Genomic DNA, 17,879 nt, shown 5'->3' with positions numbered 1-17,879 from the left:
GACGCTACGCGTCGGCCTCCGCGACGCCCCGCTCGAGGTGCTCCTGCCGGAAGAACGACGGCCGGCGGATGCGCTGCCAGACCATGATCACCACGCCGACGCCGAGGATCACGACACCGAGGATGAACACGAGGCCCACGCCGCCGATGTTCGAGCCCGATCCGTAGTCCGGGTCCATGCTGTCGACGAGGGTGGTCACGAACAGGACCGCGAGGATGACCCCGCCGACGAGCGGCGCGAACAGTCGGAAGAACGCGTTGCGGAAGCTGCGGAACCAGGTCTTCCGGAAGTACCAGACCGCCGCGAACGCCGTCAGGCCGTAGTAGAAGCAGATCATCATGCCGAGGGTCGTGATGGTGTCCCACAGCACGTCCTCGCTCACGAACCGCATGACCGCGTAGAACACCGCCGCGACGATCGCCGACACCACGGTCGCGTAGCCGGGCGTGAAGAACCGCGGGCTCACGCGCGCGAACTGCTCGGGCAGCGCGCCGTAGTGGCCCATCGCCAGCAGGGTGCGCGCCGGCGACACGAACGTCGACTGCAGCGATGCCGCCGAGCTCGAGAGCACCGCGAGCGACATCAGGATCGCGAGCGGGCCGAGGATCGGGCCCGCGAGGTAGAAGAACGCGTTCTCCTGGATGTCGGGGTTGCCGAGGCCGACGCCCTCGGTCCCGATACCCGCGAACGCGAGCGCGCCCATCGCGACGAACAGGTAGATCGCGACGACGATCGTGACCGTCATGGTCGCCGCGCGACCCGGGGTCGTGTGCGAACCCTTCGTCTCCTCGTTCATCGTGAGCGTGACGTCCCAGCCCCAGAACACGAAGAGCGAGACCGACAGGCCCGCGACGACCGCGGTGAACGAGCCGACCTCGAACGGGTTGAACCAGCTGAGCTCGACCTGGGTCGGGTCGAACGCGGTGCCGTTCGCGACGTGCCAGAACGCGGCGACGCCGAAGCCGATCATCACGAGCAGCTGGAACCCGACGAGCCAGTACTGCACCCGCTGGGTCGTCTGCATGTCGCGGTAGGAGATGAGCGTCGCGAGGAAGATGAAGACCAGGCACGTCGCGACGTTCACGAGCGGGTTGCCGACGAGCTCGGCGATGTCCGGGTTGTTGAACGCCTGCGCGAGCGCGAGGTAGAAGAACTCGACCGCGATGCCCGCGAGGTTCGACAGGACCACCACCGTCGCGGCGATGAGCCCCCAGCCGGCCATCCACCCGACCCACGGGCCGAATGCGCGCGTCGCCCACGTGAAGGAGGTGCCCGAGTCGGGCATCGCGCTGTTGAGCTCGCGGTAGCCGAAGGCGACGAGCAGCATCGGGATGAACCCGAGCAGGAAGATCGCCGGCAGCTGGAGGCCGACCTCGGCGACCGTCGGGCCGAGCGAGCCCGTCAGCGTGTACGCGGGTGCGATGCACGAGATGCCGATGACGATCGCGCCGATGAGGCCGACCGAGCCGGCCGAGAGGCCCTTCTTGGAGAGGCCGAGGTCGCTGCCGTCGATCGCGGCGCTCGCGTCGGTGAGCGGCGCGTGCGGTTCGGAGTGGTGCGGCCGCTCGGGCGTGGTCTGGGAGTGGTCGTGCTGCGTCATCACAGGGTCTTTCGTGCGTCACTGGGCACCACGATGAGCGGCACCGGGAGTTCGCGGAGCATCTTCGACGCCGTCGAACCCAGGAAGAGGCGGGCCGGCGAGGCCAGCCGGCTCGAGCCGACGAGGACGACCTCGCCCTCGTGCCACTCGAGCGCGCGCACCGATTCCTCGATGCTGTCGCCTGTCGCGACCGTCGCGGTCGCCTCGACGCCGTCGGGCAGCGCCGCGCGCGCGTCGTCGAGCACCTGCTGGGCGCCGACGACGCTCGTGAGCTCGAGCAGCCGGGTGTCGACGCCCGCGGGCAGGTCGACCGGCACGAGCGAGAGGAGCCGGAGCGGCGCCCGCGTGTCGCCGGCGAGGGCGACGGATGCCTCGAGCACGGGTCCGGGGCGGCTGCCGACGGCGGCCGTCACCCGCGTGACGCCCTGCGCGATCGGGACCTCGCGGCTCCCGACCGGCGCGACCGTGACGGGCACGTCCGAGGAGTGCAGCAGCTCGTTCGCGACGGAGCCGACGCGCGTGCGCCCGAACAGGCCGCCACGGGATGCGCCGACGACGATGAGCGATGCGCCGAACTCGTGCGCCGCGTCGAGCAGGCCCGTCGCGAACCCCTCGGCGTACCGGATGTGCAGCGACTGCGGCACCGCACGGCCGATCGAGGCGGACGCCTGCGCCAGCCACTGCTGCGACTGCTCCTTGACGAGTCGCTCGTAGGCGGGGTCGCGGGGCACGACGCCGCCGCGCGCCTCGATGGGCAGGACCATGACGACCTCGAGGAGCGCCTCGGTGGCCGCCGCGATGCGGGCGCCGAGCGCGAGCGCGTCGGCCCCGGCGTCGTCGGCCGTGTACCCGACGAGGATGTGCCGGTCGCTCACGACGTCGCCGCCAGGATGCGGTCGGCCGCGTCACGGCCCATGCGGATCGCGCCGTCGACGTGCTGGTAGCCCTTGCCTGCGAGGTCGCTCGACGCGAACGAGATCGGTCCGACGGGCGTGCGGAGGTCCGCGCCGTACCGCGCGAGCCCGCCCATGTCGAAGCTCGCCGCGTACGCGCCGCGGGTCCACTCCTCGCTGCCCCAGTCGCTCTCGTAGTAGACGACGGGGTGCAGGGCCTCTTCGCCGTAGTAGTGCGACATCGACTCGAGGATGCGAGCCTTGCGCTCCTCGGCCGACAGGCGGAACACCTCGTCGGCCGCCTCGTCCGAGACGAACCCGACGAGCGTGCCGCGCGGGTCGCCGTGGTACGAGTTGTCGTACGCCTCGTGGCAGAGCTCGTACGGGCTGAACGCGGTACCGCTCAGGCCCTGCTCGCGCCAGAACGGCGTCTCGTAGACGGCGTGCACCTTGATCACGAAGCCCATCGACAGGTGCTGGTGCAGTTGGTGCTGGCGGCGCGGGAGCGGCGGCTCGTACGAGATCCGGCTGAACAGGATCGGCGGCACCGCGAGGATCGCGTGCCGGGCGTGCACCTCGAGGGTGTCGGTCACGGCCGTCACGCCGTGCTCGGGGGCGTCGGGGTTCCAGCGGATGGTCCGCACCGGGTGTCCGAGCCGCACGGCGCCGTCGAGGCGTTCGGCGAGCAGGATCGGCACCTGCTGGAGGCCGCCGACGACGCGCTTGTCGAGGATGAAGTCGGCGTCGACGAGGTTCGAGAACGAGCCCGCGGATGCCGCCATGAGCAGCGCCTGCAGCGCGCTGAACGCGTGCGCCGGCTTGGTGAGCATGGCGCCCGCGATGAACATGCCGATGTTGAGCCGGGCCTCCTCGTCCTCCGTCTGCGTGCCGAGCCACTCGGCGAACGACACCTCGTCGAGCGCCTTCGCGTCGGGGTGCGCCCACGGACGGTCGGGGTCGATCTCGGCGACGAGCGCGTCGAGCTTGTCGATCAGGCCCAGGATCTCGTCCTCGGTGCGCGCGGGCACCGGGAAGATCTCGCCCTCGAACCGGCGCTTCTCGCCGCGCTGGTCGATGTAGACGTTCTTGCCCTCGCGGTAGCGCGAGTACGTCGCGAGCCCGAGCTCCTCGATCGTCTCGATGAGCGCGTCCTGGTCCGGCGAGACCCACTGCCCGCCGATCTCGAGGGTCGCGCCGTCGACGTCGTCGGTCCAGAGCCGGCCGCCGACGCGGTCGCGGGCCTCGAGCACGATCACGCCGAGCCCCGCGGCGCGCAGGCGCGTCGCGGCTGTGAGGCCGGTCGCGCCCGCGCCGACGATGACGACGTCGGTGTCGATGCGTTCCATGCGGATGATTCCCGTCATTCCTCGGCCGCGCGAGCGCGCGACCGGCTGCCGGTCAGAGCGGCAGCAGCGTGTACTTGGTGTCGAGGTACTCGTGGATGCCCTCGGGGCCGCCCTCGCGACCGATGCCCGACTGCTTGATGCCGCCGAAGGGGGCTGCCGCGTTCGACAGGACGCCGACGTTGAGGCCCATCATCCCCGACTCGAGTCGGTCGATCATGCGGTGCCCGCGGGCGAGGTCCTCGGTGAACACGTACGACACGAGGCCGAACTCGGTGTCGTTCGCGATCCGCACGGCGTCGTCCTCGTCGGTGAACGTCGTGATCGCGAGCACGGGCCCGAAGATCTCCTGGCGGAGGATCTCGCTGCCCGGTACGACCCCGGTGACGACCGTCGGCTGGTAGAACGTGCCCTCGCCCTCGACGCGGGACCCGCCGACGCGGACGGATGCCCCGCGCGCGACCGCGTCCGCGACGAGCTCCTCGGCCTTGGCGATCGCGTTGGCGTCGATCAGCGGACCGATCTGCACGCCCTCCTCGGTGCCGCGGCCGACCTTCATGGCGCGCACGCGCTCGGCGACGCGGCGCGCGAACTCCTCGGCCACGGCCTCGTGCACGATGAACCGGTTGGCCGCGGTGCACGCCTGCCCGATGTTGCGGAACTTCGCGATCATCGCGCCGTCGACCGCCTTGTCGAGGTCGGCGTCCTCGAACACGACGAACGGGGCGTTGCCGCCCAGCTCCATCGAGACGCGGAGCACCTGGTCGGCGGCCTGCGCGATGAGCTTCCGGCCGACCTCGGTCGACCCGGTGAAGCTGAGCTTGCGCAGGCGCGGGTCGGCGATGATCGGCGCCGACACGGTCGACGAGCTCGAGGTCGTGATGACGTTCACGACGCCCTTGGGCAGGCCGACCTCCTCGAGGAGCTGCACGAACGCGATCGTCGTGAGCGGCGTGAGCTCGGCGGGCTTGATCACGACGGTGCATCCTGCGGCGAGCGCGGGCGCGATCTTGCGCGTCGCCATCGCGAGCGGGAAGTTCCACGGCGTGATGAAGAACGACGGCCCGACCGGGCGCTGCGAGACGATCATGCGCCCGGTGCCCTCGGGGTTGGTCCCGTAGCGGCCCGTGATGCGCACGGCCTCCTCGCTGAACCAGCGGAGGAACTCGCCGCCGTAGCCGACCTCGCCGCGCGCCTCGGCGAGCGGCTTGCCCATCTCGACCGTCATGAGGAGCGCGAACTCCTCCCGGCGGGCGATGAGCGCGTCGAACGCACGGCGCAGCAGCTCGCCGCGCTCGCGGGGCGGCGTCGCCGCCCACGAGGCCTGCGCCGCGACCGCGGCGTCGAGGGCGCGGACGCCGTCGGCCGGCGAGGCATCCGCGATCTCCTTGATCACGCGGTTCGTGGAGGGATCGCGCACGACGAGCGTGCGCCCGCCCTCGGCCTCGACCCACTCGCCGCCGATGAAGAGGCCGGTGGCGACCCGGTCGAGGACGTCGGATTCCTGCGTTGCGATGGTCATGCTGTTCCGTTTCGGTGGAAGCGATGGGTTCGATCGGTGGGGCGGATCAGGGATACAGCCCGCGGAGCCGGTGCGCCTCGGCGACGCGCTCGACGGCGAGCGCGGTGGCGGCGGTCCGAAGCGACAGCCCCCGTGCCTCGGCGTAGCCGAGCACGTGCGACCACGCGTTCAGCATCCGCTCCTCCAGTCTGGACTCGACCTCGTCGGCCCGCCACCAGTACGCCTGGTTCGCCTGCACCCACTCGAAGTAGGACACGATGACGCCGCCGGCGTTCGCGAGGATGTCGGGGACGACGAGCACGCCGCGCTCGGCGAGGATGCGGTCGCCGTCGGCCGTGGTGGGGCCGTTCGCGCCCTCGACGACGACGCGGGCCCGCACGGCCTCGGCGGTGCCGGCGTGGAGCACGCCCTCGACCGCCGCGGGGACGAGCAGGTCGACGTCGAGCCCGAGCAGCGCCTGGCCGTCGATCGGGTCGGCGCCGGGGAATCCGACGACCGTCCCGGTCTCGCGCACGTGCGCCGAGAGCGCCTCGAGGTCGAGGCCGCCCGCGCGGTGCACGGCGCCGTAGAGGTCGCTGACGGCCTCGACCGCGACGCCCGCCTCGGCGAGGAAGCGCGCGGCGTCGGCGCCCACCTTGCCGAACCCCTGGACGGCGGCGGTGGACCGCTCTGGCCGGAGCCCGACGTGCGCGAGCGCGGCGAGCGCGACGTGGGTGACGCCGCGGCTCGTCGCGGACGCGCGGCCGAGCGAGCCGCCGAGTGCGATCGGCTTGCCCGTGACGATGCCGGGGACCGTGTAGCCGGAGTTCACCGAGTAGGTGTCCATCATCCAGGCCATGGTCTGCTCGTCGGTGCCGATGTCGGGGGCGGGGATGTCCCGCTCCGGCCCGATGATCGGCAGGATCTCGCTCGTGTACCGGCGGGTGAGCCGTTCGAGCTCCGCCGTGCTGTGCGCACGGGGGTCGATCGCGACGCCGCCCTTCGCGCCGCCGTACGGCACGTCGAGCAGGGCGCACTTCCAGGTCATCCACATCGCGAGCGCGCGCACCTCGTCGAGGGAGACGTTCGGGGAGTACCGGAGACCGCCCTTGGCGGGGCCCCGCGAGAAGTTGTGCTGCACGCGGTGGCCGGTGAACAGGCGGGTCTCGCCCGAGTCGAGCCGCAGCGGCACGGCGACCGTGAGCTCGCGACGCGGGGTCGCGAGCATGCGGTGCAGGCCGTCGGGGAGCCCGAGGATGCCCGCGGCCTCGGCCAGCTGGGTGCGGGCGTCGGCGAGCGGGTCGGCCGTGTGCGGGTGCGCGCCGCTCGGGTGCGCGTGGGATGCCGCGTCGAGGCGGCCCGCGGCGACGACGCTGTCTGCCACGATGCTCATGCCCGGCGGAGTCCTTCCCGGAGGACCTCGAGCCCCTCGACGAGGAGCGCGTCGGAGATCGTGAGGGGCGGCAGGCACCGGATGACGTTGCCGTACGTCCCGCACGTGAGCACGAGCACGCCTTCGGCGTGGGCGTACGCGGCGAGGCGGTTCGCGAGTGCCGCGTCGGGCGCGCCTGTCGCGGGGTCGACGAGCTCGATCGCGACCATGGCGCCGCGGCCGCGGACGTCGCCGATGCGCGGGTCCGCGGTGCGCAGGGCGTTGAGGCGGCCGATGAGGATCGTGCCGATCTCCTTCGCGCGCTCGATGAGGCCGTCCTGTTCGTACGACTCGATCGCGGCGAGCGCGGCGACGCACGCGAGCGGGTTGCCCGCGTAGGTGCCGCCGAGGCCGCCGGCCATCGCGGAGTCCATGATCTCGGCGCGGCCGGTGACGGCCGACAGCGGCAGGCCGCCCGCGATGCCCTTGGCGGTGACGATCACGTCGGGCACGATGCCCTCGTGCTCGCTCGCGAACCAGGCGCCCGTGCGGCCGAAGCCGGTCTGCACCTCGTCGGCGATGAACACGACGTCGTTCGCGCGCGCCCACTCGAGCAGCGCGGGCAGGAAGCCCGGCGCGGGGACGATGAAGCCGCCCTCGCCCTGGATGGGCTCGATGATGATCGCGGCGAGGTTCTCGGCGCCGACCTGCTTCTCGATCTGGCTGATCGCCCGGTCCGCGGCCTCGCGGCCGGACAGCCCGCCGTCGCGGAGCGGGTAGCTGAGCGACGCGCGGTACACCTCGGGCGCGAACGGGCCGAAGCCGCTCTTGTAGGGGATGTTCTTCGCCGTGAGGCCCATGGTGAGGTTGGTGCGCCCGTGGTACGCGTGATCGAACGCGACGACGGCCTGGCGCTTCGTGAAGTGCCGCGCGATCTTGACGGCGTTCTCGACGGCCTCGGCGCCGGAGTTGAACAGTGCCGAGCGCTTGGGGTGGTCGCCGGGCGTGAGCGCGTTGAGCTGCTCGGCCACGGCGACGTACGACTCGTACGGCGCGACCGTGAAGCACGTGTGCGTGAAGGCGTTGAGCTGCGCGGTGACGGCCTCGACGACGCGCGGGTTCGAGTTGCCGACGCCGGTGACCGCGATCCCGCTGCCGAGGTCGATGATCGAGTTGCCGTCGGCGTCGACGATGACGCCTCCGCCCGCTGCGACGACCGAGACCGGGATGGTGGTGCCGACGCCCTTGGCGACGGCTTCCGCCTTGCGGGCCAGGAGCTCCTGCGAGCGCGGGCCGGGGATGGCGGTGACGAGGCGGCGCTCCTGCGGCAGCGCCGGGCCGCCGGCGGTGCCGGTGGCGGGCAGATCGACGATGGTCATGAGAGCCGATGGTAGGCAGCGTCCGATGGATGCCTCGCCGCCGCGTCGTACACTCGAATGGTTCGGATTCGCCATCGTGTACAGGTCGGAGGGCTCGTGATCCCCACCGTGCGGAGCCTGCTCGATCGCCGCGAGCTCGCACTCGGCCTCCTCGCGGCCGGTGCCGACGGCGCCCTCGGCGCGTCCGTCCGCTGGGTGCACAGCTCGGACCTGCCCGACCCCACGCCGTTCCTCGACCGCGACTGCGTGCTCCTGACGACCGGGACGCAGTTCGGCGACGACGCCGATCCCGCCTTCGCGGCTGCGTACGTGGCGCGCCTCCGGGCGACGGGCGTGGTCGCGCTCGGGTTCGGCACCGAGGTGATCCGGGAGGGCACGCCCGAGTCGCTCGTCGCCGCGTGCGCCGCGCAGGGCCTCCCGATCTTCGAGGTGCCGTACCGCATCCCGTTCATCGCGGTCGCCCGGGCGGTCGCCGACGCGGTGACCGCCGACGCGTACGCGCGACAGGAATGGGCATTGGATGCCACGCGCGCGATCACGCGCGCAGCGCTGCGTCCCGACGGGCTCACCGCGACCATCGCCGAGCTCTCGCGCCGGCTCGGCGCCTGGGTGGGACTCGTCGACGCGACCGGCGCCGTCGACCGCGAGTTCCCCGACGGCGGGCTCGACGACGAATCGCTCGCCGTGGTCCTCGCCGAGGCCCGGGCGATGCTGCGGCGCGGACGCCGCGCGAGCCGCACGATCGAGGTCGGCGCGAACGGCGGTGCGGCGGGCGGCGCGGGCGACGCGACGGGCGGCGGCGCGCCCGGCGGCGCCGCCGCCGACGGCGGCCGGCCCGAGTCGGCGACCCTGCAGACCCTGGGGTCGGGGGGTGCGCTCCGCGGCGTGCTCGTGATCGGGGACTCGGCCGAGCTCGACCAGGCCGGCCGCGAGGTCGTCACGATCGTGATCGCGCTCGCCGGGCTCGCGCTCGAGCAGAACCGGTCCCTCGACCGTGCGCGCGGGCACGTGCGGTCAGCCCTCGTGCGGAGCATCCTCGCCGGCGACACCGCGCTCGCGGCGCAGGTCGCCGCCGAGATGTGGGGCCCGCTTCCCGGAGCGCCGCTCCGGGTCCTGGTCGCCGACGGCCCGGCCGAGCACGCCGACCGGCTCTCGGAGGTGCTCGAGCTCCGCGCCGACGAGCGCGGCGGGCGGCTGTTCTTCGGGCTCCGCGAGGAGACGGTCGTGCTCGTCGTCGAGGACGCCGACGTCGCGTCGATCGCCGAGGAGCTCGCGGACGAGTTCGACGTCCCCGTCGGCGTGAGCGACCCCGCGACGCTCGAGACGGCCGCCGTCGCCCACGACCAGGCGCTGCGCGCGCTCGAGCGCGCGCGCGAGGGCGGCCGGGTCATCCGCTTCGAGGAGGTGAGCCGGCAGGGCGTGCTCGCGTTCCTGGCGCGCACCGACGCCCGCGCGGTGGCCGCCGCGACGCTCGCGCCCCTGACCGAGCACGACGCGGTGCACGGGAGCGAGCTCGTGCCGACCGTCCGCGCCTGGCTCGAACACGGCGGCGGGTTCGATCGGGCCGCCCAGCACCTCGGCGTGCACCGGCACACCGTGCGCGCGCGCATCGCGACGGCCGAACGCCTGCTCGGCCGCGACCTGTCGGAGTTCCACGCCAAGGCCGACCTGTGGGCGGCCCTCCTCGCCGTCGACTGAGGTTTCCTCGCGTCCGCGCCGGGCCCGTCGTAGGCTGGAGACCCGTCCGAAGGAGGATGCGATGCACGCGGTCACGGGCGACCGACTGGTCATCCACAGCAAGCAGGTCGGGCAGGCCGACCGCCACGGCCAGGTCCTCGAGGTGCGCGGCAGCGACGGCGGACCGCCGTACCTCGTCCGGTTCGACGACGGGCACGAGGCACTGCTCTACCCGGGCGCCGACTGCGTCCTGGAGCACGCCTCCGAGGAGAACGCCACGCCCTAGCGCGCGGGCGCCGCCCGGGGTCGGCGCGAGGCATCCTCTGGCGCGCCACGCGCGACTCGCCGTAGGGTCGGCGCATGGTCGGCCTCGAAGTCGCCGTCATCCTCGGGTTCGCGGTGCTCGCGGGCGGGCTCGCGCGCCGGTACCTCGGCATCCCCGCCCCGTGGGCGTGGCTCGCCATCGGCGCCGCCCTCGGGTTCGTCCCCGCACTGCACCACGTGAGCCTCCCGCCCGAGGTCGTGCTCTACCTCTTCCTTCCGGCGCTGCTCTACTGGGAGGCGCTCAACACCTCGCTCCAGCTGTTCCGCTACGACCTCCGGGTCATCCTGCTGCTCAGCATCGGCCTCGTCTTCGCGACCGCCGCGGCCGTCACCGGCATCGGCGCGCTGATCGGCCTCGCCGTGCCCGTCGCGCTCGTGCTCGGCGCGGTGCTCTCGCCGACCGACGCGACCGCCGTGACGGCGATGGCCCCGCCGCTGCCGCGGCGCATCGACACGATGCTCCGCGGCGAGAGCCTGGTCAACGACGCGAGCGCGCTCGCGCTCTACTCCGTCGCGGTCGCGGCCGTGGTCGCCGGCCACGAGCCCGCGGTCGGCGAGATCGCACTGCGCTTCGGTCTCGCGGTCGTCGTGGGCATCGCGGTCGGCCTCGCGGTCGGTTACGTGCTCTACCTGCTGCGCCGGATCGCCCAGCAGCCGTCGCTCGCCGGCACCATCTCCGTGGTCAGCCCGTTCGCCCTGTACCTGCCCGCCGAACTGCTGCACGGGTCGGGCGTGGTCGCCGTCGTGACCGGCGGCCTGCTGCTCGGACGGCTGATGCCGCGCACGGTCTCGGCGGAGGCGCGCACGCGCGGATTCGACTTCTGGCGCGTCGCGACGTACGTCATCAACGGCGCGCTGTTCGTGCTCATCGGCCTCCAGGCGCGCCCGGTCGCCGAAGCCCTCGCGGGGCCCGAATGGTCCCGCCTCCTGCTGCTCGGGCTCTGCTGCGCGGTCGCGATCTTCGTCGTCCGGCTCGGCTGGGTCGCGCTCATGGCGCCCGTCATCCGGCTCGTCGACCGGCGGCCGTCGCAGCGGGCGCGACGCCTGCCGTTCCGCGCTCGCGCGGTGCTCGTGTGGGGTGGCTTCCGCGGCGCCGTCTCGCTCGCGGCGGCGCTCGCACTGCCGCTCACGACCGCGTCCGGCGAGGACTTCCCGGGGCGCGAGGTCGTCATCGCCGCGACCTTCGTCGTGATCGTCGTGCTCCTCGTCGGGCAGGGCGCGACCATGCCCCTGATCGTGCGCGGGGCCCGCCTGCCCGAGGAGCACGACGACGTCGACGAACGCCGCATCGCGGAGGCCGCCGCAGCCGAAGCCGCGCTCGACGCGCTCGACGCGGACGCGGCGGAGGCCGGCGCCTCGGCGTCGGCGGTCGCCGAGGTCCGGCTCCTGCTCGAACAGGAGGCGAGCCACGCGCGTCGCACGGCCGAGTCGGGCGAGGATGCCACGGCCGACGAGGTCCGGCACCTCCTGCTCCGCTCCGTCGAACGCAAGCGCGAGGCGGTCACGCGGCTGCGACGCGAACGACGCATCGACGACGGCGTGTTCCTCGACGTGCAGCGCGTGATCGACCACGAGGAGCTCCGCCTCCGTCGCTCGCTCGAGGAATGACCGCGGCACGCGACCGTGACGGGGGCGCTCGGGCGCCACCCGAGGGGGGTTCCGCCGGTACCCGTTCCGACTGGGACTCCCCCGACCTGCCCGACCGGCGTTGCATGGAATCACCCCGGGGCATCCGCCCCGCCGCGATCCACCCCGAGAGGACCCCGTGAAGGCCACCCTCATGTACGGCGCCGGCGACGTCCGCGTCGAGACCGTTCCGGACCCCCGCATCCAGGCGCCGACCGACGCGATCGTGCGCGCCGTGCGCGCCTGCATCTGCGGCAGCGACCTGCACCCCTACCATTCGATGCCGCACGGCGCCGACGGGCGTCCGATGGGCCACGAGCTCATCGGCGTCGTGGAGGAGGTCGGGGCGGCCGTCACGACCGTGCGGCCCGGCGACTTCGTCGTCGCGCCGTTCGCCTTCCAGGACAACACGTGCGCGTTCTGCCGCGAGGGAGTCCAGACCTCGTGCGTGCACGGCGGATGGTACGGATCGGTCGAGACCGGAGGCCTGCAGGCCGAGCTCGCACGCATCCCGCAGGCCGACGGGAGCCTGGTCGTCGTGCCCGGCGTCGACCCCGCGACCGCCGACGACCGCCTGCTCGCGTCGCTGCTCGCGCTGTCCGACGTCTACCTCACCGGCTGGCACGCGGCCTTCATGGGACGGGTCGAGCCCGGGAAGACCGTCACCGTGGTCGGCGACGGCGCGGTCGGACTCTCGTCCGTGCTCGCCTCCCGGCAGCTCGGCGCGGAGCGGATCATCCTCATGGGCCGCCACCGGAGCCGCACCGACCTCGGCGTCGAGTGGGGCGCGACCGACGTCGTCGCCGAGCGCGGCGCCGACGGCGTCGCCCGGGTCCTGGACCTCACGGACGGCGAGGGCAGCCACGTCGTGCTCGAGGCCGTCGGTCACCTCCCGGCGTACGAGCAGGCGTACGGGATCGTCCGCCCCGGCGGGGTGATCAGCCGCGTCGGCGTGCCGCAGTACGAGGACGCCCCGATCGGATTCGGCTCCCTGTTCGGCAGGAACGCGACGCTGACCGGCGGCCCGGCGCCCGTGCGCGCCTACCTGGAGCCCGCGATCCGGCAGGTGCTCGACGGGGAGATCCACCCCGGCCGGGTCTTCGATCGCCGCATCGCCATCGACGACGTGCCCGCCGGGTACGCGGCCATGGACGCCCGCGAGGCGCTCAAGGTCATGATCGGCTTCTGAGGAGGACCAGCATGCACACCCGCACACTCGGCCGGGGACTCGAGGTCTCCGCCATCGGCCTCGGCGCCATGGGGATGTCCCAGAGCTACGGCCCGAACCCCGGCGACCGCGACGACATGATCGGCGTGCTCCGGTACGCCGTCGAACAGGGCGTCACGTTCCTCGACACCGCGGAGGTGTACGGGCCGTTCGTGAACGAGGAACTCGTCGGCGAGGCCATCGCGCCGATCCGCGACGAGGTCGTCGTCGCCACGAAGTTCGGCTTCCGCATCGAGCGCGGTCGGAGCGTCGGCACCGACTCGCGGCCCGAGCACATCCGGCAGGTCGCGGATGCCTCGCTCCAGCGCCTCGGCATCGAGCGGATCGACCTCTTCTACCAGCACCGCGTCGACCCGGACGTCCCGATCGAGGACGTCGCCGGTGCCGTCGCCGACCTCGTCGCCGCGGGCAAGGTCGCGCACTTCGGGCTCTCCGAGGCCTCCGCCGCGACCATCCGCCGCGCCCACGCCGTGCACCCGGTGACCGCCGTGCAGAGCGAGTACTCGCTGTGGACCCGCGACCCCGAAGGCTCCGTGCTGCCCGCGTGCGCCGAGCTCGGCATCGGGTTCGTGCCGTTCAGCCCGCTCGGCAAGGGATTCTTCACCGGCACGGTGGCCGCCGGCGCGACGTTCGGCGACGGCGAGATCCGCGCGGCCGTGCCGCGGTTCTGGCCCGAGAACCTCGCGACCAACCAGGCCCTCCTCGACCACGTGCAGGCGCTCGCGGACGCCAGGGGCGCGACGCCCGCGCAGGTCGCCCTCGCCTGGCTGCTCGCGAAGCATCCGTTCATCGTGCCCATCCCGGGCACCCGGCGGCGCGAGCGCATCGACGAGAACGCGGGAGCGACCGCCGTCGCGCTCTCCGCCGACGACGTGGCCGGACTCGACGCGATCGTCGACCGCCTCGGCGTCGCGGGCGACCGATACAACGAGGCGCTCATGCGCCAGGTCGAGCGCTGAGGCGCGAGCCCGGCCTCGCCGAACGAGAGGAGACGACATGACCACCGAACGCCAGCCCGTCGGCCCGACCGTCAAGGGTCCCGCCGAGTGGTTCACCGGCGACGTGTACTTCAACGCCTACTACGCCGGCACCGAGCCGTCGCGCACCCGGCTGAACCTCGTGCGGTTCACGCCCGGGGCGCACACCGCCTGGCACCGGCACGCCGTCGGCCAGACGCTGCACGTGACGGAGGGCCGCGGCTGGGTGCAGTCGCGCGGCGGCGAGCTCATCGAGCTGCGCCCGGGCGACACCGTGTTCACGCCGCCGGGCGAGTGGCACTGGCACGGTGCGGCGGGCGACCAGTTCATGTGCCACCTCGCGCTCTGGGAGGCGCCCGCGCCGGAGTCCGTCGTGCCCGAGGCCGAATGGGGCGAGCTGCTCGCGCCCGAGGAGTACCCCGGCTGATAGCGTGCCGGTCGATGGAGAGCATCACCAAGAACCGGCAGTCCACGCAGACCCTCCTGGCGATGATCGCGCGCGCCTACGGCCCCGACCTGGTGCCCGACGCCGACGCCGAGGTGACCGAGCTCGGTCACGGCTGGTTCAACGTCGCCTACCGCGTGACCCTCCGCGACGGGCGCCGGGTCGTGCTGAAGATCGCGCCGCCGGAGGGGGTCCCGGTGATGACGTACGAACACGACATGATGCGCAACGAGCTGACGGCGATCGCGCTCGTCCAGGAGCACACGAGCGTGCCCGTGCCGCGCGTGGACCACGCCGACACGACGGGCACGCTCGTCGCCGCCCCGTGGTTCGCGATGCCCTTCGTCGACGCCGACAACCTCGCCGTCCTCGGCGAGGCGGGGGGCCTCGCCCCCGAGGCATCCGCCGCCTACGGCGAGCAGCTCGGGACGCTGAACCGACAGCTCAACGCGCTCGTCGGCGGGCACTTCGGGCCGCTCCGCGGCCCGGGGCATCCGACCTGGCGCGACGCGTTCCTCGAGATGATCGAGGACGTCCTCCGCGACGGCGAGCGCGCCGGCGTCGACCTCGGCTGGGAGCCCGACGCGATCCGCCGGTTCGTCGCGGCGGAGGCCGACGTGCTCGACGAGGTCGTCGAGCCGAGGTTCGTCGAATGGGACCTGTGGTCGGGCAACGTCATGGTCCGGGACGGACGCATCGTCTCGATCATCGACCACGAGCGCGCCCTCTTCGGCGACCCGCTCATGGAGATCGGGTTCGCCGGGCTCGACCTGCCCGCGTTCGGCGACCCCGCCGACTTCGTGCGCGGCTACGGCCGCGAACCGTCCACCGACGGCGAGCGCCGGCGTCGGCGCCTCTACACGCTCTACCTCGTGCTCGTCATGGTCGTCGAGACCCGATACCGCGCCTACGACGACCCCGGCCAGGCCCGGTGGGCGCGCGACCGGCTCGGCGAGCTCCGCGCGATGCTCGGCGCGGCCGACTGACCCCTGCCGCGGGGTTACGGTGGATCACATGTTCCACTCGTACGTCGCGATCGGCGACAGCTTCACCGAGGGCGTCGGCGACGACATGCCGGACGGCACCCAGCGCGGCTGGGCCGACTTCGTCGCACTCGGCCTCGCGCGCGCCGCGCGCGAGCCGATCGGCTACGCGAACCTCGCGATCCGCGGTCGCAAGCTCGGCCCGATCGTGGAGGAGCAGCTCGAGGCCGCGATCACGCTGCGCCCCGAGGTCATCAGCTTCAACGGCGGCGGCAACGACATGCTCCGGCCCTCGATGCCCGAGGAGCGCGTCGCGGCGATGTTCCGCGGCGCCGTGCACCGCATCCGCGACGAGGGCATCCACGTGCTCATGCTGAGCGGCGCGAACCCGACCGAGCACCTCCCGCTCGGCCGCGTCTTCGACGCGCGCGGCGCCCGGCTCACCGAGCAACTCCGGGACCTCGCGACGCTCGACGGCGTCACGTTCGTCGACAACTTCTCGGACCTCGGGCTCCGGGACATCCGCTACTGGTCGCCCGACCGGCTGCACCTGAACGCGCTCGGGCACGCGCGCGTCGCGAGCAACGTGCTCACCGCGCTCGGCGTGCCGGTCCCGCCCGAATGGGGCGTCGACGAGGTCGCCGCCGCGCCGCCCGGCCCCCGCAGCCGCAACACCGCCGCGTACTACCGCGAGTTCGTGCTGCCCTGGATCGGCCGCCGGCTCACCGGGAAGTCGTCCGGCGACGGCCGCACCGCCAAGCGCGCGACCCTCCTGCCGGTCGACCCCTGACCCTGGCCCCTGTCCCCTGACCCCTGGTCCCTGGTCCCTGTCTCCTGGTCCCCAGTCTCCTGGTCTTCCTTCTCGCGGTGTCACTTCGCCCGGCCGGTGCCAGGTCGTCGTGACACCGGCGCGGCGAAGTGACACAGCGGGAGTGAGGGCGGGAGGGGCCGACAGGCCAAGCGGTCAGGCGGGCTGCAGCACGCCCTCGACGAACGCGAGCGTGCGGCGTCGGAGGCCCGCGACGCGCATGTCCTCGGTGAGCTTGCGCACCTCGGCCGGCGCGAGCGGCGCGTGCAGGCGCACGTTCTCCTGGCAGGACAGGTCGGCGCACAGGTAGGTGCCGACGGTGTCGCCGCGTTCGCCCGCATCGCCGGGGCGGCGCACGGTGAACATCGTCACCTGGTCGGCGGGCTGCTGCGTGTGGCAGAAGTTGCAGATCGCGGCACGGAACCGCGACCCCCCTCCGCTCGCCGCACGCAGGACCAGCCCGACCGGCCGATCCCCGACGATGGTCACCAGGTAGCCCCGGTTGCGGAACCGGCGGTCGCGCCACGTGAGCGCATCCACCCGGTCCCACTCGAGCAGGAGGTGCTCGATCGGCAGCTCGAGCTGCTCGAGTTCGAGCCGTGTCGCATTGACGAACGACTCTCGTATCTCGTCATCACTCAGCGCTCGCACTGCCACCCCTTCCGCCGACCCGTCCAGTGTAGGCACGTGTCGGACGGATGATCCGAGGGTCAGCTCGTGGGACGGCGCTCCGCCGGGGCATCCACCGACGACCCCGCAGCCGACCCGGCGGCCGACTCCGCCGCCGTGCCGCGCCCGCGGATGAGGAACCCGAATCCGAGCGCGACGAAGAACATGAGCACGCCGTAGACGGCCGCGGGCAGGCTCATCTCGATGCTGCCCACCACCGTCTGCGCGATGACGATCGCGAGCGTCGCGTTGTGGATGCCGATCTCGAACGAGCACGCGACCGACTGGCGGCGGTCGACGCGCAGCAGTCGCGGTGCGACGTACCCGACCGTCAGGCTGAGCACGCAGAACAGCACCGTGATGCCGGCCAGGATGCCGAAATTGGCGAGCAGGAGCTCGAGGTTCGACACGATCGCGCCCACGATGACGACCGCGAGGATCACGACCGAGGCGATCCGCACCGGCTTGTCCATCCGATCGGCGAAGCCCGCCTTCCACCAGCGCACGAGCATGCCGAGCACGACCGGGACGAGCACGATCACGAACACCTCCACGGTCTTCGCGAACTGGAGGCCGAGCCCGTCGTCGCCGGGCAGGAAGTACTGGATGGCGAGGTTCGTGATGAGCGGCAGTGTGAACACGGCGAGCACCGAGTTGATCGCCGTGAGCGTGATGTTGAGTGCGACGTCGCCGCGGAACAGGTGGCTGTAGAGGTTCGCGGTCGTGCCGCCCGGGGATGCCGCGAGGAGCATCATGCCCACCGCGAGGACGGGCGGGAGGCCGAACAGCACGACGAGCCCGAACGCGATCGCAGGCAGCAGCACGAGCTGGCAGGCCAGCGCGACGATCACCGCCTTCGGATACCTCGCGACGCGCGCGAAGTCGCCTGGGGTGAGGCTCAGCCCGAGGCCGAACATGATGATGCCGAGGGCGACGGGCAATCCGATGGTGGTCAACGCTGATCCCATGGCCTGAATCATGACCGGACCTGGTCGTCCGGTTCAAGTCCCCCGGTCCCCCATTTCGGGGACCGGGTCGCCCGCGCGGGCCGGAG

At 72.8% G+C, this 17,879-nt stretch carries 16 protein-coding genes; 8 read left to right on the top strand and 8 right to left on the bottom strand.

The features are described from left to right. Positions 1-4: 4 nt before the first annotated feature. Genes ACDF64_RS07230 through gabT form a run of 6 tightly spaced genes read right to left on the bottom strand, consistent with a single transcriptional unit; the run spans position 5 to position 8,088 of the window. Positions 5-1,600, bottom strand: a complete 1,596-nt coding sequence (locus ACDF64_RS07230) for an APC family permease (protein WP_394554416.1) — start codon at positions 1,598-1,600, stop codon at positions 5-7. Beyond that, on the bottom strand, positions 1,600-2,475 hold the full coding sequence (locus ACDF64_RS07225; RefSeq protein ID WP_394554415.1) for a universal stress protein: 876 nt from the start codon (positions 2,473-2,475) through the stop codon (positions 1,600-1,602). The genes ACDF64_RS07230 and ACDF64_RS07225 overlap by 1 nt, the downstream gene beginning before the upstream one ends. Next, positions 2,472-3,839, bottom strand: a complete 1,368-nt coding sequence (locus tag ACDF64_RS07220) for a flavin monoamine oxidase family protein (RefSeq protein ID WP_394554414.1) — start codon at positions 3,837-3,839, stop codon at positions 2,472-2,474. The genes ACDF64_RS07225 and ACDF64_RS07220 overlap by 4 nt, the downstream gene beginning before the upstream one ends. A 52-nt stretch (positions 3,840-3,891) precedes the next feature. Beyond that, positions 3,892-5,358, bottom strand: a complete 1,467-nt coding sequence (locus ACDF64_RS07215; protein WP_394554412.1) for an NAD-dependent succinate-semialdehyde dehydrogenase — start codon at positions 5,356-5,358, stop codon at positions 3,892-3,894. Positions 5,359-5,404: 46 nt separating this feature from the next. Further along, positions 5,405-6,730, bottom strand: a complete 1,326-nt coding sequence (locus tag ACDF64_RS07210) for a Glu/Leu/Phe/Val dehydrogenase (RefSeq protein ID WP_394554411.1) — start codon at positions 6,728-6,730, stop codon at positions 5,405-5,407. Further along, entirely contained in the window at positions 6,727-8,088 is a 1,362-nt protein-coding gene (gabT, locus tag ACDF64_RS07205; RefSeq protein ID WP_394554409.1) for a 4-aminobutyrate--2-oxoglutarate transaminase, read from the bottom strand. Before gabT ends, ACDF64_RS07210 begins: the two co-directional genes overlap by 4 nt. Positions 8,089-8,184: 96 nt before the next feature. Here gabT and ACDF64_RS07200 point away from each other — a divergent pair, with 96 nt between their 5' ends. The 8 genes from ACDF64_RS07200 (at position 8,185) to ACDF64_RS07165 (ending at position 16,138) form a co-directional block, all read left to right on the top strand. Further along, the gene (locus tag ACDF64_RS07200; protein WP_394554408.1) at positions 8,185-9,786 is read left to right on the top strand and encodes a PucR family transcriptional regulator ligand-binding domain-containing protein; all 1,602 of its coding nucleotides are present in this window, start codon (positions 8,185-8,187) and stop codon (positions 9,784-9,786) included. 61 nt (positions 9,787-9,847) lie between these two features. Beyond that, positions 9,848-10,051 (top strand): DUF1918 domain-containing protein, encoded by a 204-nt coding sequence (locus ACDF64_RS07195; RefSeq protein WP_394554405.1) that lies wholly within the window; start codon positions 9,848-9,850, stop codon positions 10,049-10,051. Positions 10,052-10,125: 74 nt separating this feature from the next. Continuing rightward, positions 10,126-11,697: a Na+/H+ antiporter gene (locus ACDF64_RS07190; RefSeq protein WP_394554404.1), complete on the top strand. Its 1,572-nt coding sequence runs from the start codon at positions 10,126-10,128 to the stop codon at positions 11,695-11,697. A gap of 157 nt (positions 11,698-11,854) precedes the next feature. Continuing rightward, positions 11,855-12,904 (top strand): zinc-binding dehydrogenase, encoded by a 1,050-nt coding sequence (locus ACDF64_RS07185; protein WP_394554402.1) that lies wholly within the window; start codon positions 11,855-11,857, stop codon positions 12,902-12,904. Between the two features lie 11 nt (positions 12,905-12,915). Continuing rightward, complete coding sequence (locus tag ACDF64_RS07180; RefSeq protein WP_394554401.1) at positions 12,916-13,902, top strand: aldo/keto reductase; 987 nt, start codon at positions 12,916-12,918, stop codon at positions 13,900-13,902. A 37-nt stretch (positions 13,903-13,939) separates the two neighbouring features. Continuing rightward, the gene (locus tag ACDF64_RS07175; RefSeq protein ID WP_394554400.1) at positions 13,940-14,347 is read left to right on the top strand and encodes a cupin domain-containing protein; all 408 of its coding nucleotides are present in this window, start codon (positions 13,940-13,942) and stop codon (positions 14,345-14,347) included. Positions 14,348-14,361: 14 nt separating this feature from the next. Further along, entirely contained in the window at positions 14,362-15,351 is a 990-nt protein-coding gene (locus ACDF64_RS07170) for a phosphotransferase family protein (protein ID WP_394554399.1), read from the top strand. Positions 15,352-15,379: 28 nt separating this feature from the next. Next, a complete protein-coding gene (locus tag ACDF64_RS07165) occupies positions 15,380-16,138 on the top strand; it encodes an SGNH/GDSL hydrolase family protein (protein WP_394554397.1) in 759 nt (252 codons plus the stop codon). Positions 16,139-16,312: 174 nt separating this feature from the next. Here the strand turns inward: ACDF64_RS07165 and ACDF64_RS07160 are convergent, their stop codons facing one another. Both ACDF64_RS07160 and ACDF64_RS07155 read right to left on the bottom strand, forming a co-directional pair. Further along, a complete protein-coding gene (locus tag ACDF64_RS07160; protein WP_394554395.1) occupies positions 16,313-16,807 on the bottom strand; it encodes an FBP domain-containing protein in 495 nt (164 codons plus the stop codon). 59 nt (positions 16,808-16,866) lie between these two features. After that, positions 16,867-17,805 (bottom strand): bile acid:sodium symporter family protein, encoded by a 939-nt coding sequence (locus ACDF64_RS07155; protein WP_394554394.1) that lies wholly within the window; start codon positions 17,803-17,805, stop codon positions 16,867-16,869. Between the last annotated feature and the right edge of the window lie 74 nt (positions 17,806-17,879).

Origin of the sequence: Agromyces sp. MMS24-JH15 (assembly GCF_043518605.1) — a bacterium.
Lineage (GTDB): Bacteria > Actinomycetota > Actinomycetes > Actinomycetales > Microbacteriaceae > Agromyces.
This window is presented reverse-complemented; position numbering and strand designations above follow the sequence as displayed.

Excerpts from the sequence above, each read along its gene's own strand:
- ACDF64_RS07180 (WP_394554401.1), top strand. The coding sequence starts at position 12,916 with ATGCACACCCGCACACTCGGCCGGGGACTCGAGGTCTCCGCCATCGGC.
- ACDF64_RS07175 (WP_394554400.1), top strand. The coding sequence starts at position 13,940 with ATGACCACCGAACGCCAGCCCGTCGGCCCGACCGTCAAGGGTCCCGCC.
- gabT (WP_394554409.1), bottom strand. The coding sequence starts at position 8,088 with ATGACCATCGTCGATCTGCCCGCCACCGGCACCGCCGGCGGCCCGGCG.
- ACDF64_RS07230 (WP_394554416.1), bottom strand. The coding sequence starts at position 1,600 with ATGACGCAGCACGACCACTCCCAGACCACGCCCGAGCGGCCGCACCAC.
- ACDF64_RS07195 (WP_394554405.1), top strand. The coding sequence starts at position 9,848 with ATGCACGCGGTCACGGGCGACCGACTGGTCATCCACAGCAAGCAGGTC.
- ACDF64_RS07165 (WP_394554397.1), top strand. The coding sequence starts at position 15,380 with ATGTTCCACTCGTACGTCGCGATCGGCGACAGCTTCACCGAGGGCGTC.
- ACDF64_RS07210 (WP_394554411.1), bottom strand. The coding sequence starts at position 6,730 with ATGAGCATCGTGGCAGACAGCGTCGTCGCCGCGGGCCGCCTCGACGCG.
- ACDF64_RS07190 (WP_394554404.1), top strand. The coding sequence starts at position 10,126 with ATGGTCGGCCTCGAAGTCGCCGTCATCCTCGGGTTCGCGGTGCTCGCG.
- ACDF64_RS07170 (WP_394554399.1), top strand. The coding sequence starts at position 14,362 with ATGGAGAGCATCACCAAGAACCGGCAGTCCACGCAGACCCTCCTGGCG.
- ACDF64_RS07155 (WP_394554394.1), bottom strand. The coding sequence starts at position 17,805 with ATGATTCAGGCCATGGGATCAGCGTTGACCACCATCGGATTGCCCGTC.
- ACDF64_RS07220 (WP_394554414.1), bottom strand. The coding sequence starts at position 3,839 with ATGGAACGCATCGACACCGACGTCGTCATCGTCGGCGCGGGCGCGACC.
- ACDF64_RS07215 (WP_394554412.1), bottom strand. The coding sequence starts at position 5,358 with ATGACCATCGCAACGCAGGAATCCGACGTCCTCGACCGGGTCGCCACC.